This is a genomic window from Bradyrhizobium canariense (assembly GCF_018130465.1).
Taxonomy (GTDB): Bacteria; Pseudomonadota; Alphaproteobacteria; order Rhizobiales; family Xanthobacteraceae; genus Bradyrhizobium; species Bradyrhizobium canariense_C.
The window spans coordinates 29501-50300 of the sequence record NZ_JAFCKJ010000012.1; the positions used below are offsets into that span (position 1 = coordinate 29501).

At 64.2% G+C, this 20800-nt stretch carries 20 protein-coding genes; 7 read left to right on the top strand and 13 right to left on the bottom strand.

Annotated elements, in window-relative coordinates:
- Positions 1-54 precede the first annotated feature (54 nt).
- The 3 genes from JQ591_RS26580 to JQ591_RS26590 all read left to right on the top strand — a co-directional run bounded on the left by JQ591_RS26580 (position 55) and on the right by JQ591_RS26590 (position 2906).
- Positions 55-1740 (top strand): long-chain fatty acid--CoA ligase, encoded by a 1686-nt coding sequence (locus tag JQ591_RS26580; RefSeq protein ID WP_211398970.1) that lies wholly within the window; start codon positions 55-57, stop codon positions 1738-1740.
- Positions 1741-1756: 16 nt separating this feature from the next.
- A complete protein-coding gene (locus tag JQ591_RS26585; protein WP_211398971.1) occupies positions 1757-2311 on the top strand; it encodes a DUF924 family protein in 555 nt (184 codons plus the stop codon).
- A 109-nt stretch (positions 2312-2420) separates the two neighbouring features.
- A complete protein-coding gene (locus tag JQ591_RS26590; protein ID WP_211398972.1) occupies positions 2421-2906 on the top strand; it encodes a peroxiredoxin in 486 nt (161 codons plus the stop codon).
- A 177-nt stretch (positions 2907-3083) separates the two neighbouring features.
- Here the strand turns inward: JQ591_RS26590 and rnhA are convergent, their stop codons facing one another.
- Genes rnhA through ispH form a run of 3 tightly spaced genes read right to left on the bottom strand, consistent with a single transcriptional unit; the run spans position 3084 to position 5503 of the window.
- Positions 3084-3548 carry a ribonuclease HI gene (gene rnhA / locus JQ591_RS26595; protein WP_211398973.1) on the bottom strand — a complete coding sequence of 155 codons (465 nt, stop codon included), beginning with the start codon at positions 3546-3548 and terminating at the stop codon, positions 3084-3086.
- Complete coding sequence (locus tag JQ591_RS26600; RefSeq protein ID WP_211398974.1) at positions 3545-4528, bottom strand: homoserine kinase; 984 nt, start codon at positions 4526-4528, stop codon at positions 3545-3547. Before JQ591_RS26600 ends, rnhA begins: the two co-directional genes overlap by 4 nt.
- 6 nt (positions 4529-4534) lie before the next feature.
- Positions 4535-5503 (bottom strand): 4-hydroxy-3-methylbut-2-enyl diphosphate reductase, encoded by a 969-nt coding sequence (gene ispH, locus JQ591_RS26605; protein ID WP_211398975.1) that lies wholly within the window; start codon positions 5501-5503, stop codon positions 4535-4537.
- A gap of 253 nt (positions 5504-5756) precedes the next feature.
- Here ispH and JQ591_RS26610 point away from each other — a divergent pair, with 253 nt between their 5' ends.
- Positions 5757-6452, top strand: coding sequence for a DUF1013 domain-containing protein (locus tag JQ591_RS26610; protein ID WP_027565675.1), 696 nt, complete (start codon positions 5757-5759; stop codon positions 6450-6452).
- Between the two features lie 268 nt (positions 6453-6720).
- On the opposite strand, the gene JQ591_RS26615 is transcribed toward JQ591_RS26610, so the two are convergent.
- From JQ591_RS26615 to JQ591_RS26635, 5 genes are all read right to left on the bottom strand, one after another.
- Complete coding sequence (locus JQ591_RS26615; protein WP_211398976.1) at positions 6721-7464, bottom strand: OmpW/AlkL family protein; 744 nt, start codon at positions 7462-7464, stop codon at positions 6721-6723.
- A gap of 163 nt (positions 7465-7627) precedes the next feature.
- On the bottom strand, positions 7628-7897 hold the full coding sequence (locus JQ591_RS26620) for a hypothetical protein (RefSeq protein WP_211398977.1): 270 nt from the start codon (positions 7895-7897) through the stop codon (positions 7628-7630).
- Between the two features lie 111 nt (positions 7898-8008).
- Positions 8009-9931 (bottom strand): propionyl-CoA synthetase, encoded by a 1923-nt coding sequence (locus JQ591_RS26625; protein ID WP_211398978.1) that lies wholly within the window; start codon positions 9929-9931, stop codon positions 8009-8011.
- A 145-nt stretch (positions 9932-10076) separates the two neighbouring features.
- The gene (locus JQ591_RS26630; protein ID WP_211398979.1) at positions 10077-11462 is read right to left on the bottom strand and encodes a tetratricopeptide repeat protein; all 1386 of its coding nucleotides are present in this window, start codon (positions 11460-11462) and stop codon (positions 10077-10079) included.
- Positions 11463-11593: 131 nt separating this feature from the next.
- Complete coding sequence (locus tag JQ591_RS26635; protein ID WP_211398980.1) at positions 11594-12352, bottom strand: tetratricopeptide repeat protein; 759 nt, start codon at positions 12350-12352, stop codon at positions 11594-11596.
- A gap of 123 nt (positions 12353-12475) precedes the next feature.
- On the opposite strand from JQ591_RS26635, the gene JQ591_RS26640 reads away from it, so the two are divergent.
- On the top strand, positions 12476-14053 hold the full coding sequence (locus JQ591_RS26640) for a cation:proton antiporter (RefSeq protein WP_211398981.1): 1578 nt from the start codon (positions 12476-12478) through the stop codon (positions 14051-14053).
- A 76-nt stretch (positions 14054-14129) separates the two neighbouring features.
- On the top strand, positions 14130-14900 hold the full coding sequence (locus tag JQ591_RS26645; RefSeq protein WP_211398982.1) for a hypothetical protein: 771 nt from the start codon (positions 14130-14132) through the stop codon (positions 14898-14900).
- 171 nt (positions 14901-15071) lie between these two features.
- Here JQ591_RS26645 and JQ591_RS26650 read toward each other — a convergent pair whose 3' ends face one another.
- The 5 genes from JQ591_RS26650 to JQ591_RS26670 form a co-directional block, all read right to left on the bottom strand.
- Entirely contained in the window at positions 15072-15878 is an 807-nt protein-coding gene (locus tag JQ591_RS26650; protein ID WP_211398983.1) for an SDR family NAD(P)-dependent oxidoreductase, read from the bottom strand.
- A 57-nt stretch (positions 15879-15935) separates the two neighbouring features.
- Positions 15936-16313, bottom strand: coding sequence for a DUF1850 domain-containing protein (locus JQ591_RS26655; protein ID WP_349630408.1), 378 nt, complete (start codon positions 16311-16313; stop codon positions 15936-15938).
- Positions 16310-18418, bottom strand: coding sequence for a TRAP transporter permease (locus JQ591_RS26660; protein WP_211398984.1), 2109 nt, complete (start codon positions 18416-18418; stop codon positions 16310-16312). The genes JQ591_RS26655 and JQ591_RS26660 overlap by 4 nt, the downstream gene beginning before the upstream one ends.
- A gap of 166 nt (positions 18419-18584) precedes the next feature.
- Positions 18585-19532: a TAXI family TRAP transporter solute-binding subunit gene (locus JQ591_RS26665; protein ID WP_106941090.1), complete on the bottom strand. Its 948-nt coding sequence runs from the start codon at positions 19530-19532 to the stop codon at positions 18585-18587.
- Positions 19533-19696: 164 nt separating this feature from the next.
- A complete protein-coding gene (locus tag JQ591_RS26670) occupies positions 19697-20176 on the bottom strand; it encodes a hypothetical protein (RefSeq protein ID WP_211398985.1) in 480 nt (159 codons plus the stop codon).
- A 192-nt stretch (positions 20177-20368) separates the two neighbouring features.
- On the opposite strand from JQ591_RS26670, the gene JQ591_RS26675 reads away from it, so the two are divergent.
- Complete coding sequence (locus JQ591_RS26675) at positions 20369-20671, top strand: hypothetical protein (RefSeq protein WP_211398986.1); 303 nt, start codon at positions 20369-20371, stop codon at positions 20669-20671.
- Positions 20672-20800 lie beyond the last annotated feature (129 nt).

Here is a 20800-nt window from a genome sequence, read left to right on the forward strand (position 1 = left end):
GCAATGAGGCAAGCCCGAGACACAACGGGCTCTGGTAAATGAGGGGAGTTTTCCATGGAGCGCATCTGGCTCAAGCAATATCCGCCCGGCGTGCCTGCTGATATCGAGCCGACCCAATATTCGTCGCTGGTCGACCTCTTGGAGGAGAGCTTTTCCAAGTTCGCCGACCGCAAGGCGTTCATCTGCATGGACAAGTCGATCAGCTATCGCGACCTCGATCAGATGTCGGTCGCGCTGGCCGCTTATCTGCAGGGCCGCGGGCTGCAGCGCGGCGCTCGCGTCGCCATCATGATGCCGAACGTGCTGCAGTATCCGGTCGCCACCGCTGCGGTGCTGCGCGCCGGCTTCGCCGTGGTCAACGTCAACCCGCTCTATACGCCGCGCGAGCTCGAGCACCAGCTCAAGGATTCCGGCGCCGAAGCCATCATCGTGCTGGAGAATTTTGCCCATACCGTCGAGCAGGTGATCGCGAAGACGCAAGTGAAGCATGTCATCGTCGCCAGCATGGGCGACCTGCTCGGCTTCAAGGGCGTGATCGTCAATCTCGTCGTCCGCCGCGTCAAGAAGATGGTGCCGGCCTGGTCGCTGCCGGGCGCGGTGTCGTTCAACGATGCGCTCTCGGCCGGCCGCGGTGCGACGTTCAACAAGCCGAAACTGTCGCCCGGCGACGTTGCCTTCCTGCAATATACCGGCGGCACCACCGGCGTCTCCAAGGGCGCCACCCTGCTCCACCGCAACATCGTCGCCAACGTGTTGCAGAACGACGCATGGCTTCAGCCGGCGATGGTGCAGCCTCCGCATGTCGATCAGCTCATGATCGTTTGCGCGCTGCCGCTCTATCACATCTTTGCGCTGACGGCCTGCTACCTGCTCGCGGTGCGCGCTGGCGGCTGCAATCTGCTGATCCCCAATCCGCGCGACATCGGGGGCTTCGTCAAGGAATTGGCGAAGTACCAGGTCAACAGCTTCCCGGCCGTGAACACGCTCTACAACGGACTGATGCACCATCCCGACTTCAAGAAGCTCGACTTCTCCAAGCTGAAGATTTCAAACGGCGGCGGCATGGCGGTGCAGCGCCCCGTGGCCGAGCAGTGGAAGGCGGTGACCGGCTGCTTCATCGCCGAAGGCTACGGCCTGTCCGAGACATCGCCGACATTGACCTGCAACCCCGCGACCACGACGGAGTTCTCGGGATCGATCGGCATTCCCGTGCCCTCGACCTGGATCTCGATCCGCGACGACGACGGCAACGAGCTGCCGCTCGGCCAGCCCGGCGAGATCTGCGCCAAGGGCCCGCAGGTGATGTCGGGCTATTGGAACAGACCGGACGAGACCGCGAAGGTGATGACCGCGGACGGCTATTTCCGCACCGGCGACATCGGCGTGATGGACGAGACCGGCTACACCAAGATCGTCGACCGCAAGAAGGACATGATCCTGGTCTCCGGCTTCAACGTCTATCCGAACGAGATCGAGGAAGTGATCGCGAGCAACCCGGGTGTGCTCGAATGCGCCGTCATCGGCATCCCCGATTCCAAGTCGGGAGAGGCGGTAAAAGCCTTCGTGGTCAGGAAAGACCCGAACCTCACGGCCGAAGCCGTGGTCAAGTTCTGCCAGGAGCAGCTGACGGGCTACAAGGTGCCCAAGCATATCGAATTCCGCACCGACCTGCCGAAGACCAACGTCGGCAAGATCCTGCGCCGGCAGCTTCGCGACGAGAAGAAGGCGGAAGCGGCATAGGGCGCACCGCTGGTTCATGACTGACGTCGGCAACATCACGCCGGCCGGCATTCTCGCCTTCTGGCGCGAGGCCGGTCGCGAGCGCTGGTACAAGCGCAGCGACGCCTTCGACGCGGAGGTCAGGCGTCACTTTCTTCTGCTATGGAAGAGGGCAACCGCCGGCGAACTGGCCTCCTGGGAAGACAGCGACGAGGGCGCGTTGGCGCTCGTCATTGCGCTCGACCAGTTTCCCCGCAACATGTTCCGCGGCACGCCGGAAGCCTTCGCCAGCGACGCCCTGGCCCGCGACGTCGCCCGCCGCGCAATCGAGAGGGGCACGGATCGCAGGATCGATCCCATCCTGCTCGAATTCCTCTATTTGCCCTTCATGCATTCCGAGCACCTGACCGACCAGCTGCATTGCGTCGCGCTGTTTCAGAACACCGACAATGCCGAGAACCTGAAATACGCGCGGGAGCACGCCGACATCATCCAGAGGTTCGGCCGCTTCCCCCACCGCAACCGCCTCCTGGGACGCGACAGCACCGAGGACGAGCAGGCCTTCCTCGACGGCGGCGGTTTTGCCGGCTGATGACATAACGGTGAAGGGCCGCGACCCTCGCCGCCTCCCCCACCGGCAATATTGTGCAGCGCCGCCGCACAGTCTAAAAAGCGGGACCGATTTCCAGGGAGACTTCACGATGACCATCCAGACTGGCGACAAGCTGCCCGAGGCGAAATTCCGCGTGATGACGGCGGAAGGCCCGCAGGTGAAGACCACCGACGATATCTTCAAGGGCAAGAAGGTGGCGCTGTTCGCGGTGCCCGGTGCGTACACCGGCACCTGCCACAAGATGCATCTGCCGAGCATCTTCCTCAACGCCTACGCCATGAAGGACAAGGGCGTCGACACCATCGCCATCGTCTCCGTCAACGACGCCTTCGTCATGAATGCGTGGAAGCGCGACACCGACCAGCGCGACGAGGCCATCTTCCTCGCCGACGGCAATGCCGACTTCGCCAAGGCGATCGGCATGGAGCTCGACGCCTCCGGCAACGGCCTCGGCATCCGCTCCAAGCGTTATTCGATGCTGGTCGAGGACGGCGTGGTCAAGAAGCTCAATCTTGAAGCGATGCCCGGCAAGGTCGAGGTGTCCGGCGGCGATACGCTGCTGGGACAGCTGTAAGCGGCCACCACGTTCAGCCACACTCTCGGTGTCGTCCCGGCAAAGGCCGGGACCCATAACCCCAGGGTAGAGTTGCGGCGCGAGCTGGCAACCGCGAGTCATCGCCAAACCCGATCCTGTGGTTATGGATCCCGGCTTTCGCCGGGATGACAGTGGTGAGTGGGTGCGATGCCGCCGCTACTCCGCCACCCGCTGCTGCAACCGCGCCTTCGCGACCCCGTCGCGCGCGAGCTGATCGGCGCGTTCGTTCTCGGGATGCCCTGCGTGGCCCTTGACCCAGTGCCAGCGCACGTCATGCGCCTTCAACGCGGCATCGAGGCGCTGCCAAAGCTCGACATTCTTCACCGGCTTCTTGTCGGCGGTGCGCCAGCCGTTGCGCTTCCAGCCGTGAATCCAGCCGGTGATGCCCTGCCGCACATATTGGCTGTCGGTGTAGAGATCGACGGTGCACGGCTTCTTCAGCGCTTCCAGCGCGGAGATCGCCGCCATCAATTCCATCTGGTTGTTGGTGGTGTGACGCTCGCCGCCGTTCAGCTCCTTTTCCGTGTCGCCGAACTTCAGGATCGCGCCCCAGCCTCCGGGCCCGGGGTTTCCCGAGCACGCGCCGTCGGTATAGATCGTGACGTTGGGAAGCTCGCTCACGCGACCAGTCCTGACGGCATCAGCCCGTAGTCGCGCACGGTTGAGACGCTCTGGTGGAAGCGCAGCTTGCGGACATATTCCAGCGGATCCTTTGGCCGAACCAGCGCGCCGGGCGGCACGTTGAGCCAGTCGACCAGCCGCGTCAGCAGGAAACGGATCGCGGCGCCGCGCGCCAGCAGCGGCAGCGCGGCCTCTTCCGCTTCGGTGAGCTTGCGCACGCGGCCATAGGCATTGAGGAAGGCGCGCGCCTTGGTGACGTTGAACGAGTGATCCGGCTCGAAACACCAGGCGTTGAGGCAGATCGCGATGTCATAGGCCAGCATATCGTTGCAGGCGAAGGTGAAGTCGATGATGCCCGAGAGCTGGTCGCCCAGGAAGAAGACGTTGTCGTTGAAGAGGTCGGCGTGGATCACGCCTTCGGGCAGATGCTTCGGCCAGACCCCGCTCTCGAGGTAGTCGAGCTCCTGGCTAAGGAACGCGCGCAGGCCCGGCTGCACCTCGTCGGCCCGGTGTGATGCCGCATCGAACAGCGGCCGCCAGCCCGAGACCGAGAGCGCATTCGCACGCTTGATCGCGAAATTGGCGCCGGCCAGATGCATCTTCGCCAGCGCTCCGCCGACGCCCGCGCAATGGGCGGCGTTCGGCTTGCGCGGCCAGACGCCTTCGAGGAAGGTGATGATCGCGGCCGGCCGGCCCGACAGCTCGCGCAGCGCCTCGCCGTCTCTTCCCTTCACCGGAAGCGGGCAGTTGATGCCGTGCTCGGCGAGATGCGTCATCAGCGCGAGGAAGAACGGCAGATCGTTCTTCGCCACGCGCTTTTCATAGAGCGTGAGGATGAACGAGCCCTTGGTGGTGTGCAGCAGGAAGTTTGAATTCTCGACGCCCTCGGCGATGCCCTTGTAGGAGAGCAATTCGCCGAGATCATATTCGCTCAGGAAATCCGCAAGCTCGTCGGCGGCAACGTCGGTGTAGACCGCCATGAAGGTCTACTCGGCGGCGGCTTCGGGGCGCACCTGGCGCGGCAGCGGGAAGAACTCGTTCTCTTCCGCGGCCGAGACCGTCTCCACATGCAGCGTGAAGCGCTCGGCGAACGCGTCCATGATCTCCTCGACGATCACTTCCGGCGCCGAGGCGCCCGCGGTGATGCCGAGGCTGGTGATGTTCTCGAACCGCTTCCAGTCGAGGTCGGCGGCGCGCTGCGCCAGCACGGCGATCGGGCAGCCCTCGCGTTCGGCGACTTCGCGCAGGCGCTGCGAGTTCGACGAGTTCGGCGCACCGACCACGATCAGGGCGTCGACCACCGGCGCCACCTTCTTCACCGCGAGCTGGCGGTTGGTGGTGGCGTAGCAGATGTCTTCCTTGTGCGGACCGTTGATGTTCGGGAAGCGCTCCTTGAGGAGCGCCACGATCTCCGCGGTGTCGTCGATCGACAGTGTGGTCTGGGTCACGAAGGCGAGGTTGTTCGGATCCTTCGGGGCGATGGTCTTGGCGTCCTCGGCGGTCTCGATCAGGGTCACAGCGCCGGTCGGGAGCTGGCCGAGCGTGCCCACCACCTCGGGGTGATGGGAATGGCCGATCAGGAAGATCTCGCGGCCGCGCTTGAAATGGATCGCGGCCTCGCGGTGCACCTTGGTCACCAGCGGGCAGGTCGCATCCAGCGAGAACAAATTACGGGACGTGGCGTCGGCCGGAACCGATTTCGGTACGCCATGGGCCGAGAACACCACCGGCGCGGTGGTGTTTTCCGGGATCTCGGCGAGTTCCTCGACGAAGATCGCGCCCTTCTTCTTCAACCCGTCGACGACGTATTTATTGTGCACAATCTCGTGGCGAACATAGACGGGGGCGCCGTACTTATCGAGCGCCCGTTCGACGGTGTCGATCGCCCGGACCACCCCGGCGCAGAAGCCACGGGGAGAACAAAGCACGATCTTGAGGTCTGGTTTGGCTGACATTGAGCGATCTCGGGACCGAATCACCTCGCCAAATGGGCGGGAAGCGGTCGATGGATGAATAGGGCTTGGGTACGGTCTTACAGGGACTTCAGAGGGAATTGGGCCCCCTTTCGGGCGCTGTCAAGGCACTATCTATAGCAGAACCATTGCGTGGCTACCCCCTCCGGGCTTATATAGCGCGAATTCCCAGTCATCGCTGATGACCACCGGTTTCGCCTCCAAAGGGGTGGGCGAAGCACAAAGGAGATTTGCCATGAGCAACGCACCTCTGATGCCCAAGGCGACCGCCGTCTGGCTGCTCGACAACACCGCGCTGACCTTCGACCAGGTCGCCGATTTCACCAAAATGCACCCCCTCGAGGTGCGCGCGATCGCCGACGGCGACGCTGCCCAGGGCATCAAGGGCATGGATCCCCTCTCCAATGGCCAGCTGACCCGCGAGGAGATCGAGAAGGGCGAGAACAACCCGGACTACCGGCTCCGCCTCCAGGAGAGCAAGGTGGTGCTGCCGCCGCAGCCCAAGCGCAAGGGCCCGCGCTACACCCCGGTCTCACGCCGCCACGAGCGCCCGAGCGCCATCCTCTGGCTGCTGCGCAACCATGCCGAGCTCAAGGACGCCCAGATCATGCGCCTGGTCGGCACGACCAAGAGCACGATCGCCAGTGTCCGCGATCGCACCCACTGGAACACCTCCCAGCTGACGCCGATTGATCCCGTCACCCTCGGCCTCTGCTCGCAGATCGAGCTCGATTTCGAGGTCGCGCGCGCGGCCAAGGAAAAGCCGATCGACGCAGCCTATGGCGGCGCCACCCTGCTGCCTGCCTCCGAAACCACCAAGAAGGACGAGTACGAGCCCGCGGAGAGGTCCAGCGACGACCTCAATGTCGATGCCGTGTTCGCCAAGCTGAAGACGCTCGGCGGCAAGAAGCAGGACCAAGAGGAGGAGTAATCCTTCGCTCTTCGTTCGTGAACGCAATAAAAACGCGGCAGGGAAACCTGCCGCGTTTTTATTTTGCATCTGCAAAACGACTGAGAGCGCATACCCTCCGGCGTCGTCCTGGCGAAAGCCAGGACCCATTACCCCAAGGAGGAATTTGGCGAAGACTCGTCGCTCGGTTCTCCTACCGCGCCCAATCGACAGATTCCGCGGTATGGGTCCTGGCTTTTGCCAGGACGACGTTAGGGAGACTGTGTGCCTCCCTAACGCAACAACAACCTCAGAACTTATACGTCACACCACCGCCGACCAGCCATGGGTCGATATGCGCGGTGCCGGTGACGGGCAGGCCGCTGACTGTCGCGCTGTAGTCCGGCCGCAGCCAGAGCTTCTTGACGTCGACGTTGAGGCCCCAGTGCCGATCGAGCATGTAGTCGAAGCCGAACTGCACCGCGCCACCGAAGGCGTTGCTGACATGCAGGCTCGTGGTGGTGGCGACGATCGCGGGCGGGCCGACGATGGCGGCCGGCGCATTGGCGGCGGAATTGTTGAAAAACACGGTGTAGTTCACGCCGGCGCCGATATACGGCTTGAACGCACCGAAATTGTCGAAGTGATATTGCAGGGTCAGCGTCGGCGGCAGCAGCGTGGTCTTGCCGATCGGCAAGTTGGCGAGCGAGCCGGTGCCGCTGATCGAATGCCGGGTCACGCCGAGGATCAGCTCGGCCGCGATGTTCTTGGTGAAGAAATAGCTGATGTCGAGCTCGGGTACGACCTGGTCACTGATCGAGAGGCCCGAATTCGGCGACGACAGTGACGGAACGCCCGCGACATTGACGGTCGAGCCGCCCGCATCCGGCAACACGCCAAGCACCCGCAGACGTACCATCCAGGGATTGAAGGCTTCGACCGGCACCGCCTTTTTGTAGATCGGCAAATCGGCGGCCTGTGCCGAGGCAAAAGTCCCCACCAGCGCCGCACCCAGCGTTGCGAGCCGCGCCATGTTTCTTATCATTCCGTCCATTGCATTCCCCTTCAGCCAAGTGTGCGCTTCGTTGCGCGACATCAGCGTCAGAGCAGAAAGGGAATGGTGAAGGATTTGATGCCGATCAAATCAGGACAAACGCGATTGCAATTTGGCTGCGGCGTGGCAGATCTGTCGCGGCAGGATAATGCCGCACCTTACATCACGGCCGTTCCGGATGGTTCAGCATGTATTCGCCGAGATCGCGCTGGCGGCGATCGGCGCGGGTGGTCGCGGCGCTGCGCTGGACGTCGCGGTCCTTGCGGCAGGCCACGTATTCGGGCGAGCCGACCGCATAGCCACGGCCCTGGCAGACCGCGTCGTCATCGTCGCCGCCCATCGCCACCGGCGTCTGGTAGCGCGCGGAGCAGGCGGAGAGAATGATGGCGAGCAGCACAGCTGCAAGCAGGCGCGGCGCAGCGGCGAGTGGCATACGAGATCCCCTGTTGGCTCGCCCTGTTTAGCCCGGAATGAGGAGAATGTAAGTCCCTGGACGCCGTTCCCCGCTCGGCGTCATTCGCGCTTCGCAGGCCCGACACCCGCCTCACACCCTCCCCTTCAGCGCCTCCCCGATCTCGTCGAGCACCTTGGGATCCTCGATCGTCGCGGGCATGGTCCAGGTCTCGCCGTCGGCGATCTTCTTGATGGTGCCGCGCAAGATCTTTCCGGATCGCGTCTTGGGCAGGCGGCCGACGGTAATGGCGAGCTTGAACGCGGCAACGGGACCGAGCTTGTCGCGCACCAGCGCAATGATCTCCTTCTCGATCTCGGCGGGGGCCCGCTTCACACCCGCCTTAAGCACCAGGAAGCCGCAGGGTACCTCGCCCTTGATCGCGTCCTTGACGCCGAGCACGGCGCATTCGGCGACATCGGGATGCGAAGCCAGGATCTCCTCCATGCCGCCGGTGGAGAGCCGATGGCCGGCGACGTTGATGATGTCGTCGGTGCGGCCCATGACGAAGACATAGCCGTCTTCGTCCTTGTAGCCGGCATCCGATGTTTTGTAGTAGCCGGGGAATTCGGTGAGATAGGCTTCCTTGAAACGTTCATCCTGATTCCACAGCGTCGGCAGGCAGCCCGGCGGCATCGGCAGCTTGATGACGATCGAACCCATGGTGTTGGGGCCGACCGGCTTTGCCGCTTCGTCGACCACGTCGACCTGATAGCCCGGCATCGGCACCGTCGGCGAGCCGTGCTTCACCGGCAGCTGGCCTAAGCCTACCGGATTGCCGGCGATGCACCAGCCAGTCTCGGTCTGCCACCAATGGTCGATCACCGGCACTTTCAACTGCTGCTCCGCCCATTCCACCGTCGGCGGATCGGCGCGCTCGCCGGCCAGGAACAGCGTGCGGAATGTCGAGAGGTCGTATTGCCGGATGAACTTTCCTTCCGGGTCTTCTTTCCGGATCGCTCGGAACGCGGTCGGCGCCGTGAAGAAGGCGACAGCCTTGTGCTCGCTGATCACGCGCCAGAACGCGCCGGCATCGGGCGTGCCGACCGGCTTGCCCTCATACATGATCGAGGTCGCGCCGTGCAGCAGCGGGCCGTAGACGATGTAGCTGTGGCCGACCACCCAGCCGATGTCGGAGCCGCACCACCAGACCTCGCCCGGCTTGACGCCATAGAGGTTGAACATGGACCATTTCACCGCGACGAGATGGCCGCCATTGTCGCGCACGACACCCTTGGGAATGCCGGTCGTGCCTGAGGTATAGAGGATGTAGAGCGGATCGGTGGCCGCGACGGGCACGCACGGCGCCTTCTTGCCGTCGTTCATCGCCTTGCGGCGCAGGCCCGCCCAGTCATAGTCGCGGCCGGGCGTGAGGTCGCAGATGAGCTGCGGACGTTGCAGCACGATACAGGCCTTCGGCTTTGTGCCCGCAAGCCTGATCGCCTCGTCGAGCAGCGGCTTGTACCGCACGATGCGGCCGGGCTCGATGCCGCAGCTCGCCGACAGGATCAACTTTGGCTCCGCATCGTCGATGCGGGTGGCGAGCTCTTTCGCGGCAAAGCCGCCGAACACCACGGAGTGTACCGCGCCGATGCGCGCGCAGGCGAGCATCGCGACGACGGCCTCCGGTATCATCGGCATATAGAGGATGACGCGATCGCCCTTGGCGACACCAAAATCCTGCATGATGGCGGCGAGCGCCTGCACTTCGACCAGCAGTTCGGCGTAGGTGAATTTTGTGACGCTGCCCGCCAGCGGCGAATCATGGATCAGCGCGATCTGGTCGCCGCGGCCGCGTTCGACATGGCGGTCCAGCGCGTTGTAGCAGGTGTTGACGACGCCGCCGCTGAACCAGCGACCGTAGACGCCCTGCGAGGGGTCGAATATCTTCTTCGGCGGCTCGATCCAGTCGATCTCCTTGGCCGCTTCGGCCCAAAAGCCCTCAGGGTCGGCCAGCGAGCGCGCATAAACCGCGTGATAGAGGCTCTTTCCGTCGACGTTTCCTCGGACGTTCATTCCCGCGCTCCCGTTCCCATTATTCGCCTGGCCTTGACCTTGTGGCAGGACAAACGTCCCGCCATGACAGGGATCAAGTACCGGCCTTGTTTGAGGGGTATTTTCCCGGGAACGGGCCTCGGTTCAAGCTGAAAGAACGGGGTGCTCAGCTATCCATCGCATTCAGCCGCTGTAATCGCTCCTGCATGACCTTCCTGAGATCATAGCCCGGGCGGCCGAAGCTCGTATTGCGGGTGGCGAGGAAGTCGCGCTGGGTGCGGCGGAGGTCGCCGGCCGAGCGGGAGCCGGCCGATTTCAGCACGCGCTCGTAGGTCTCGGCGATCTGGCGGTCGAGCACGCCCAACTGCGGATCGGCACAAATCACCTTCTCGACCTCGCGCTTCGCGGTGGAACAATCGAACGACGGGCCATTGCCGGAATTCGCCGCGAGCGGCCGCAGCGGCTCGCCGCCGAATTTCGCGACCTCCGCGATCATGGTGCGGCGGCCGCCGGCCGCATTGTCGTTGCCGGGATCGAGCCGCAGCGCGGTCTCGTAGTCGGCCAGCGCCTTCTTGCGCTCGCCCATCTTCTTGTAGAGCACGGCGCGGTTGTTGTAGGTCAGCGCGAAATTCGGATCGAGTTTCAGCGCGGCCTCGTAATCGCTCAGCGCCGCGCCAAGCTCGCCCTTGAGGTGGTAGGAGTCGCCGCGGTTGGTGAAGAAGTTCGGCCGCGGCGCCAGCCGCAGCGCCTGATCGTAATCGGCAATCGCCTTGTCGTACTCGCCCATCGCGGCCAGCGACAGCCCGCGATTGTCGTAATATTCGGGCACCTTCGGATCGAGCCTGATCGCCTCGCCGTCGTCGGCCACCGACTTGTCGAGCTGGCCGAGCTTCTTGTAGGCGGCGCCACGATTGGTGTAGCTGCGCGGCCGGTTCGGATCGAGCCGCAACGCCTCGCTGAGATCGCGGATCGCCTTCTCGTTGTCGCCGCCAAGATAATAGGTCACGCCGCGGTCGGACCAGGCCTGTGCATTGTCAGGCTTCAGCTTGATCGCCTGGTCGTAATCGGCAAGCGCGCGGTCGAGCCGACGCTGGTTGGTGTAGACGACGCCGCGCAGCTCGTAAGACTCCGAATCCTGCGGATCGAGCTCGATGGCCTTGCTGAGGTCCGCCGCGGCGCGGTTGAGATCGCCGCCGGCCTCGCGCAGGAGATCGCCGCGCAGGCGCCAGGCTTTTGCATTCCTGCCATCGAGCGCGATGGCGCGGTCGATATCCCGCAGCGCCTGCGTGAGACCGCCCGAGGTCCGCGCATTGGTGTCGGCGCGCACCAGCAATGCCGCGGCGCGATCGGAAGATGGATTTGAGGCCTGGTCGATGATGGCGCTGCATGCGGGAATCAGCTCAGCCGGGGCGGCCTTGCTCCCCATCACGCAATCGACGCCGGCCAAGGCAGGGGCGACGAGGACGGCGCTCATTGCCGCGCCGAGCAGGAAGGAGCGAAGCGAGATTTTTGCAAACGAGAACATTTGCGCGGAAGAATGGGTGCCGCACATGGCATAAGGCTCCGAGACATCAGGCTTTCACCATTGTCGTGGCGGCCAAAGAATCGGTTCAAATCGGGGCGTGTCAGGGGCGCACCGAGCCTTCCCTCCCTTGCCTGCTCTTACGGGGGAGGCGAGAAGCCTCAATACCCGTCCACCCCGTTTAGCCGCTGCAGCCGCTCCTGCATCGTCTTCTTCAGATCGTAGCCGGGCCGGCCATATCCGGCATTGCGGCGGCCGATGAAATCGTCCTGCTCGCGCTGAAGCGCCTTTGCATCGCCCGCATTGCGGGCTTCGCGCAACACGCGCGCGTTGGCGGCAAAGATCTCGCGGTCGAGATCAGCGAGCTCCCGGTTGGCGCAGATCGCCTTCTCAACGGGGCGGCGCGCCCCCTTGCAATTGAAGCTGGGCTTGCCTGCGACCGCCATCTGCGCGCCGATCCGCTCGATCTCGCGCGCCATCGCCTTGTGATTGACCTTGGCCTTCTCGTGGTTCGGATCGATCTTCAATGCCGCGCCGAAATCCTGCACCGCCTTGGGCTTGTCGCCCTTCCTCAGCCAGAGCTCGCCGCGCGCGTTGAAGATATCCGCGAGGCCGGAATCGAGCAGAAGAGCGCGGCTGTCGTCGGCGATCGCGCGGTCGACCTGGTCGTGCCGCGCATAAAGCCCGCCGCGCGCGATCAGCGCCTTGATCAGGTCGCCTTTCGCCGTCTTCTCGTTGTCGATCACGGCGGCGCAGGCCGTAGCCGCCTTGTCGACGTCGTCGGCTGCGGCAGCCGCGAGGCACGGCGCGACGTCGACCTGCGGGACCGCGGCCGGTTCGCCGCCGGTCGCGGCATGAGCCGCGGCGAACGAGAGCGCGAAGAGCAACCCGGCGCCGGACCATTGAATGAGAAAACGCATGCTCGTCACAGTCGGAAAATCTCGAGTTCAGGTCTTGGGTTAAGCTCTTGGGTTAAAGCTCTTGGGTTCAGGCCTTGCCTTGGGGCCACACTATCCATCATACGGCCGGATTGGTGCTAGCTTGTGGCGCCGCTCAAATCGGTTTCGGGGATCAACGTGTCGACATTCGAATGGATCATCGTGCTTCTGCTCGGCGCCGTTGCATTATCGGCGCTGGCGCGGCGGATCAAGGTCCCCTACCCGACCTTTCTCGCGATCGGTGGCGCGCTGATCGCCTTTGTGCCGTCGAGCCCGTCCTGGGCGCTGGAGCCCGACCTGGCATTGGCTCTTTTTGTCGCACCGGTCCTGCTCGATGCCGCCTTCGACACCTCGCTGCGCGATCTCCGCAACAATTGGGTTCCCGTCTCCACCCTGGTCGTCGCCGCCGTCGGCCTGACCACGGCCGGTGTGGCCTACGTCGCGCACCGGCTGATGCCTGACATGCCCTGGGCCGCCGCGATCGCGCTCGGCGCCATCGTGGCCCCGCCGGATGCGGCCGCCGCGGTCGCGATCCTGAGCCAGGTCAAGCTGCCACACCGCATGGTGAAGGTCCTGGAAGGCGAGAGCCTGCTCAACGACGCGACCGCGCTCTTGATCTATCGCATCGCGGTCGGAGCCATCGCCACCGAGCATCTGGCATGGAGCCAGGTCGCACCGACCATGGCGCTGGCGCTGGTCGGCAGCGTCGTCGCGGGACTCGTCGCAGGCCGCATCATCCCGCTGTTCATGGAACGCGTGAAGGAAGCGCCGAGCGCGATCATCGTGCAGTTCGCCACCACCTTCATGGTCTGGATTGCCGCCGAGCATCTCGGTCTCTCCGGCATCCTCACCATCGTGGTCTACGGCATCACCATCGCCCGCACGGCGGGGGCACGCATGCCGGCGCGGCTGCGGGTACCTTCCTATGCGGTGTGGGAGACCATGGTGTTCGTGCTCAACGTGCTCGCCTTCATGCTGATCGGCATGCAGATGCGACCGATCTGGACGCGGCTCGATGCGGACGTGCGCTGGGAATATTGCATGGCCGCGGCCTGGATCCTGCTCACGGTGGTCCTGGTGCGGCTGGCCTGGATCACATTCTACCGCACGACGCTGCGCGCGCTGATCGCGCACGGGATCTATCACCCGAAGGATCCGAAGCAGGTCGCCTCGCCCAAGGGCGGCCTCATCGTCTCCTGGTGCGGCATGCGCGGTCTCGTCACGCTCGCGACCGCCTTTGCCCTGCCGGAAAACTTTCCTTATCGCGATTTCATCGTCTTCTCGGCCTTTGCCGTCGTGCTTGGCACGCTGGTCGTTCAGGGCCTGACGCTGCGGCCGCTGATCCTGGCGTTCGACCTCAAGGACGACGACCCCGTCGGCATCGAGGTCGCGCGCGCCCGGGCCGTCGCCTATCGCGCGGCGCTCGACGCAATCGAGGACGATCCATCGGAGGAGGCTGAAATCCTGCGGCTCGAATATCGCGCCATCCTGATGCAGGTGGACGACGATCCGAACGGCGGCATCGCCAACGGCGAATTGCCCGCCGATCCCCTGCGCCGCCGCGCCATCGAAGCCGCGCGAAAGTCGATCTTCGACCTCCGCGCCACCGACGTGATCGGCGACGATGCGTTCCATCGGATCGAGGAAGAGCTCGATCGCGCAGAATTGAGCGCGGGGGGTTAAATCTCCCGACAAGCGCCCCGCCTGCCCAGGTGGTTAGGGGCTTGAACCAAACGCCATCTCTCCAGACACACTCCAGATGACGACCCTGATCGACGACCGTCGTGTGCGCGCGCGAGATGCGTCGCCCGCACGATATTTCTACCTCCACATGGCACTGGCCTGCGCGGCCACCGCTTTTCTCGGCTTCGCACCGACCTATTTTGTGCCGCTCGCGCAACGGACGTTGTCCGCAAGCCCCGTCATTCATTTCCACGGTCTCTTGTTCTTCACCTGGTCTCTCTATTTCGTGATCCAGACCTGGCTCGCCGCCTCAGGCCGCGTGGTCAATCACCGCGCGCTCGGCATCGCCGGCGTTTCGCTCGCGACCGCGATGACGATCTTCGGCTTCCTCGCCTCCGTACATGTGATGCAGCATTCCGCGGCGCTCGGACAGAAAGAGGCCGGCATCGCCTTCTCGATCGTGCCGATGAGCGGCATCGCGTTCTTCGCAGTGGTGTTTGTGCTCGCGATCATGAACACGCGAAAGCCCGAGATTCACAAACGCCTGATGCTGCTCGCCGCGGTCTCCATCCTCGATGCCGCGATCGCGCGCTGGTTTCTCACCTTTCTCGCGCCTCCGGGACCGCCCGGGCCGCCGCCGGTGCCCGTCACCATCGCGCCCGCAGTGGTCGCTTCGCTGCTGCTTGTCGTCGCCATGGTACGCGACTGGCGCACGGAAGGCCGGGTGCACCCGGTCTACATCTACGGCACGCTCGCGATGCTGGCGGTGAAGGTGCTGAACTGGCCGGTCAGCGAGACTGCGGCGTGGCATTCGTTTGCCGGCGGGATTCTGGCGCTGGCGCAATAGGCTCAGCCGTCGTCCTGGCGAAAGCCAGGACCCATTGCCCCGAATTCCGATTGTTGAAGAAAGCTGGAGCCACCAGCCCTCGCCAAACGTCTCCCTGAGATTATGGGTCCTGGATCAGCGCTCGCTACGCTCGCTTGTCCAGGACGACGGCGGAATACGTAGCGGCGCCGCCTACGCCCCCGCCTTGCACGTGATCCCGCCGTCCACCACGAGCTCGATCCCCGTGACATATTTCGCTTCGTCCGAGGCCAGGAACAGCGCGGCGTTAGCGACGTCGAAGGCGTCGCCCATGTGGCCCATCGGCACTTGCGAATCGCGCGCGCGCCACATCGCTTCGACGTCGCCCTTGGCATAGCTGGCGGCGAGGCCGGCGGAATGCTCCACCATCGGCGTCTTCATCAGGCCGGGCAGGATCGCGTTGACGCGCACGTGATGGCGCGCGAACTCGATCGCGGTGGTGCGCGTCATCTGGTTCATCGCCGCCTTCGAGGTGCCGTAAGTGACGTAGGAGATGCCCATATGGCGGATCGAGGCGATCGAGGAGATGTTGATGATCGAGCCGCCGCCCTGTTTCATCATCACAGGGATGACGTGCTTCATGGCAAAATAAGCGCTCTTGAGGTTGACGCTGAAGACGCGGTCCCAGCTCTCCTCGGTGACATCGACCACGCTGCCCATCTCGGCGATGCCGACATTGTTGTCGAGCACGTCGATGCGGCCGTAGGCCTTCAGGCACGCCGCGACCATCGCCTCGACCTCGGCAGGCCGCGAGACGTCGGCCGTGAACGCGGTCGCCTGGCCGCCCTCGCCCGTGATGATCTTCGCAGTCTCCTCGGCGGCCGCGCCGTTGCGATCGACGCAAAACACCTGTGCACCCTCGCGCGCAAAGGTGACCGCGGTGGCCTTGCCGTTGCCCCAGCCCGGTCCGATCGAGCCGGCGCCCACCACCATCGCAACCTTGCCCTTGAGCCGGTCCATCGCGTTTCTCCCTTGTTGTTGTTCTTTGTAGCCCGGATAGCGCTTCGCTCCATCGGGCTACGGATCGTTGCAGACCTTCATCGTGGTAACGTTAGCACCGATAGGATGACCGACAATCTCGGACAATGTCCGGCACTTGCCGTCATGGCATAGCCGCCATTCGCCGGCCGCACCCGAATTTCCCAGCACGACCTCCGGCATCGGCGCGCGCGCAGGCCTCCATTGAAACCAGCCGTCGACGAGGCGCGCCTCGGGCGGCGGCTCCATGCCGGGGCCGGTGCCCTTGACGCGTGCCTGCACCAGCTCGAGACCGGCAGGGGTGACGCGCCAGTCTTCCTGCCAGTCGACCTTCGCGATCGAATGCGTCCACACCAGCGTGAAGGCGGACAGCGCCAGCGCCTTCACGCCTGAGGCTGTGGCGAAGCAGAGGCTCACACCGCCTCGACAGGCGACGGCGGACGCTGCCGCCACTGCCACAGCACGATCGCCGCGGAGAGCAGGAAGCCCGCGGTGTCGCTGAACGGGAAGTCGCCGAGCAGGCAGAGCGCGGCACCGAGCGCGACCAAACGTTCGAGGAACGTCAGGCGCGTGAACAGGAAGCCGATCGCGACCATGCCGAACAGGGCGATCGCCACCAGCGCCTTGAAAGTCGCCAGCGCCACCGCGCCGTAGAAGCCGAGCTTGGCGGCCATGGGATCGCCGGCCTGCAGCATCAGCGCCGGCGAGTAGACGAAGACGAAGGGGATGACGTAGCCGGCGAGCGCGATGCGCATCGCCTCCCAGCCGATCTTGTCCGGATTCTCCTTCGCGATCGGTGCTGCGGCTAACGCCGCCAGCGCCACCGGCGGCGAGAGGTCGGCCATGATGCCGTAATAGAACGCGAACATGTGGCTCGCGATCAGGGGCACGCCGAGTTTGGCGAGCGCAGGCGCTGCGAGCGCCGCGGTGATGATGTAGGTCGGGATGGTCGGGATGCCGGTGCCGAGCAGGATCGACAGCAGCATGGTCATGATCAGCGCCAGGAACAGGCTCTTCTCGCCCAGCCCGATCACCCAGCCGCCGAAGATGGTGCCGACGCCGGTCTGCGACATCATGCCGATGATGACGCCGACGATGGCGCAGGCCATGCCGACGGTGATGGCGGATTTCGCGCTTTCAGCCAGCGCATCGCGGCAGGCGCGCAGGGCGGAAAATCCGCCGCGCACGAACGCGGTGATCACGATCAACGCGACGACGACGCCCGCGACCGGCACGATCTGAAGGCCGTCACGCGAGAGCGCGGCGACGACGAGCGCGAGCCCGATCCAGAAGATGCTGCGGATCACCGTCGAGGACGCGCCGGCCGTGATGCTGGCGCCCAGGATCAACGCCACCGTCAGCGCGAGCCCCATGCTGCCGGCATAGAGCGGCGTAAAACCTTCAAACAGCATGTAGACCAGCGCCGCGAGCGGCAGCACGAGATACCAGCGCGTCACCAGCGCCTTCCAGGCGCTCGGAATCTCCGAGCGCTTCATGCCGGTGAGGCCGTGCTTGCCGGCTTCCAGATGCACCATCCAGAAGGCGGAGGCGAAATAGAGCATCGCGGGAATCGCAGCCGCTTTCACGATCTCCGAATATTGGACGCCGAGCGTCTCCGCCATGATGAAGGCGACCGCGCCCATCACCGGCGGCATGATCTGCCCGCCCATCGAGGCTGTCGCCTCGACGCCGGCCGCGAACGCGCGGCGATAGCCGAACCTGATCATCAGCGGAATCGTGAACTGGCCGACGGTGACGACGTTGGCGACGCCGGAGCCGGAGATCGTGCCCATCATGCCCGAGGCGAACACCGCGACCTTGGCAGGTCCCCCGCGGGTCCTGCCGAATAACCCAAGAGAAACGTCGGTGAAGAGCTGGATCATGCCGGCGCGTTCCAGGAACGAGCCGAACAGGATGAACAGGAAGATGTAGGTCGCCGAGACGTAGATCGGCACGCCGTAAAAGCCTTCGGTGCCGAACGACAGATGCGTGACGATCTGGTCGAAATCATAGCCGCGATGGTTGAGCGGCGACGGCAGATATTGCCCGAAGAACCAGTAGACGAGGCAGGCGCCGCACATCAGCGGGAGCGCCGCTCCCATCAGCCGCCGCGTGCCCTCGAAGATCAGGACGGCGAGCAGCGTGCCGACCGCGAGATCGAGGCGCGTCGGATCGCCGTCACGTGCGATAAGATCCGCATAGAATATCCATTGATAGAGCCCGCACAGAAAGCCCGCGCCGCCGATCAGCCAGCCGATCGCGCGGCCGAAATCGCTTTTTGCGGTGAAGTTGCCGATCAGGCCGAAGGTGAGGAGAATGAGGAAGCCGACATGGACGCCGCGCACCACCTGGCTCGGCAGATAGTTGAAGGCCGCGACATAAAGCTGGAAGGTCGCGAAGGCGATGCCGATCCAGTAGGCGAGCGTGCCCCACCAGCCCGGGCCAAAACCTTCCGGAAAACCGTGCTCGAAATTGTCGAACTCGACCTTGATGGGCGCTTCGCTGCCCTCTGCCTGCAACATCGATATGTCCCCGCGCCCGATCGGGCGTTCCTACAGCATTCGCGCCGCATCCTGAATACGTCATGCCCGGGCTTGTCCCGGGCATCCACGATCTTTCTCCGCCTGGCCTTAGAACGTGGATGGCCGGGACAAGCCCGGCCATGACGTCCGATAACGAGGGCCGACCTTACTTGATCAGCCCTTTTTCCTTGTAATAGCGGATCGCGCCGGGGTGCAGCGGAACCGGGCTGCCACTGGCCGCCGTCTCGAGCTTGATCTCCTTGCCGGCCGCATGCGCGTTGGCGAGCTCGGGCAGCGACTCGTAGACCAGTTTTGTCATCTGGTAGGCGAGATCGTCCGACACTGCCGAGCTGGTGACGAGGTAGTTGACCACGGCCGCGGTCGGCACGTCCTTGTCCTGCCCGGTGTAGGTGTTGGCGGGAATGGTCGCCGCGATGAAGGGCAGGCCGATCTTGTCGACGGTCTCCTTCGGCACCGACACCACCGTGATGGGGCTCGAGGTCGACAGATCCTTCAGCGAGGCCACGCCGAGGCCGGCCGATTGCAGCGTCGCGCCGAGCTGGCGGTTCTTCATGAGATCGACGGATTCGGCAAACGGCAGATACTCGACCTTGCCGAGATCCTTGTAGCTCATGCCGGCCGCGGCCAGGATCGCGCGCGAATTGAGCTCCGTGCCCGATTTCGGCGCGCCGACCGACAGGCTCTTGCCCTTGAGGTCCGCCAGCGTCTTGATGCCGCTCTCGGCGGTCGCGACGATCTGGATGTAGTTCGGATAGATCGCGCCGATCGTGCGCAGCTTGTCGAGCTTGGTCTTGAAGCCCGCCTCCTCCTCGCCGTCCCAGGCGGCTTTGAGCGAGTCACCTAATGTGAACGCGATCTCGCCGCGGCCCTGCTGGAGCAGGATCAGGTTCTCGACTGAAGCCTTGGTGGCCTGCACCTGGGTCTTCACGTTCGGAATCTTGTCGCCGTAGATCTTCCCGATCGCGACCCCGAGCGGATAGTACACGCCGGAGGTGCCGCCGGTCAGCACGTTGATGAAGGATTGCGCCTGCGCGCAAGGTGCCGACGCCGCCAGAGCAAGAGCCGCGGCCACGCCGAAAATCGTCCGTTTCATGATTTTTCCACTCCCCAAACCGGCCGGGAAAGTGGCCGGATGAGGAGACCGGGTCAACCCGTCCAAAAGTCAAAACAGGACTGCGGTAAAGGGCTGTCCTGGCTCGATTTTTGGGGAACTCGGCGGGTGCGGCGAGGTGGCGCAGCCAAGTCCAGACAGCGCCCTCACTGGAAGGTCATGTCCAGGCACTTGGAGATGTCGGAGCCGAGGCCGGAGGAGATGATGATGCAGCCGCGCACCTTCTGCGCGCTGACGTCGGCGGCCCAGACCGAGTAGCCGCCGGGGCCGAAGAACGAATTGGTGTTCGGCGGCTCGGTCTCGGTGGCGTCGAAATCATAATGGCCGTCGGTCTCGAAGATGCGCGGCTTCTTGGTGCAGGCACCGTCGGTCTGGACGTTGATGACTTCCTTGTTGTCGCGGGTCAGCGCCAGCGAGACCTGGCAGCGGAAATATTCCGAGGTCTTGGTGTTGAAGAGGTAGGTGTAGGACTTGCAGGTCGCGGTGTTCAGCTTGCCCGGGGCCAGGCCGCGGCTGCACGAAATCCGCTGGTTGTGGCTGAGCTGGTAATCATCGGCCCAGGCGGCCGGCGCCAGCGCCGTCAGCAGCAGCGCGGCAGTCCCACAAACTTTAATGACATGGCTCATCCGAATCATCCCCACCCATATTTTTGTCGAATTGCGTTCTAGACGGAAAGCGGAACATAGTCGCGAAGGGGCGAAGGGAAAATCACAAACTGCTGGGCAAGACGTGATGCGCTGCGGCGCTTTCGCAAATTGACCTGAAAGCGCTGTTCGTGATTTGTTCAAGCCAGGCGCCTCAATGGGGAGGATAGGGTGATGGCATTTTCAACAAAGACATTTTTGGTTGCGGCTGTGCTCGGCGCGTTCGCGGCACCCGCATTGGCGCAGACCGCTGCAACACCTTGGGAGCTCAAGCCCGACACCGGCTACGCCTATGACAGGGACGGCAAGACCTTTTCCTACAAGATGGGCACCAGCAATGCTGGCGAGCTGCTGAAGGGTGCCAAGAAGGTGCCGAAGGGCACGCTGTTCTTCATCGGCCACAACGGTCAGCTCTACATGCGCAGCGGCCCATATCTGGAGGGCGACGGCAAGTTCAAGTTCGGGTCGGATCAGTAGGGCGAGGACAGGCGCAACATACTCAGTGTCGTCCCGGCGAAGGCCGGGACCCATATCCCCAGGGAGGAGTTTGGCGAAGACTCCGAGTTAGGAAGCCTGTCCGCGGTACAGACACCGCGCTTCCCCGAT

Coding starts and splice junctions, on each gene's coding strand:
- JQ591_RS26580 (WP_211398970.1), top strand. CDS start 55: ATGGAGCGCATCTGGCTCAAGCAATATCCGCCCGGCGTGCCTGCTGAT.
- JQ591_RS26585 (WP_211398971.1), top strand. CDS start 1,757: ATGACTGACGTCGGCAACATCACGCCGGCCGGCATTCTCGCCTTCTGG.
- JQ591_RS26590 (WP_211398972.1), top strand. CDS start 2,421: ATGACCATCCAGACTGGCGACAAGCTGCCCGAGGCGAAATTCCGCGTG.
- JQ591_RS26600 (WP_211398974.1), bottom strand. CDS start 4,528: ATGGCGGTCTACACCGACGTTGCCGCCGACGAGCTTGCGGATTTCCTG.
- ispH (WP_211398975.1), bottom strand. CDS start 5,503: ATGTCAGCCAAACCAGACCTCAAGATCGTGCTTTGTTCTCCCCGTGGC.
- JQ591_RS26610 (WP_027565675.1), top strand. CDS start 5,757: ATGAGCAACGCACCTCTGATGCCCAAGGCGACCGCCGTCTGGCTGCTC.
- JQ591_RS26615 (WP_211398976.1), bottom strand. CDS start 7,464: ATGGACGGAATGATAAGAAACATGGCGCGGCTCGCAACGCTGGGTGCG.
- JQ591_RS26620 (WP_211398977.1), bottom strand. CDS start 7,897: ATGCCACTCGCCGCTGCGCCGCGCCTGCTTGCAGCTGTGCTGCTCGCC.
- JQ591_RS26625 (WP_211398978.1), bottom strand. CDS start 9,931: ATGAACGTCCGAGGAAACGTCGACGGAAAGAGCCTCTATCACGCGGTT.
- JQ591_RS26630 (WP_211398979.1), bottom strand. CDS start 11,462: ATGTGCGGCACCCATTCTTCCGCGCAAATGTTCTCGTTTGCAAAAATC.
- JQ591_RS26635 (WP_211398980.1), bottom strand. CDS start 12,352: ATGCGTTTTCTCATTCAATGGTCCGGCGCCGGGTTGCTCTTCGCGCTC.
- JQ591_RS26645 (WP_211398982.1), top strand. CDS start 14,130: ATGACGACCCTGATCGACGACCGTCGTGTGCGCGCGCGAGATGCGTCG.
- JQ591_RS26650 (WP_211398983.1), bottom strand. CDS start 15,878: ATGGACCGGCTCAAGGGCAAGGTTGCGATGGTGGTGGGCGCCGGCTCG.
- JQ591_RS26660 (WP_211398984.1), bottom strand. CDS start 18,418: ATGTTGCAGGCAGAGGGCAGCGAAGCGCCCATCAAGGTCGAGTTCGAC.
- JQ591_RS26665 (WP_106941090.1), bottom strand. CDS start 19,532: ATGAAACGGACGATTTTCGGCGTGGCCGCGGCTCTTGCTCTGGCGGCG.
- JQ591_RS26670 (WP_211398985.1), bottom strand. CDS start 20,176: ATGAGCCATGTCATTAAAGTTTGTGGGACTGCCGCGCTGCTGCTGACG.
- JQ591_RS26675 (WP_211398986.1), top strand. CDS start 20,369: ATGGCATTTTCAACAAAGACATTTTTGGTTGCGGCTGTGCTCGGCGCG.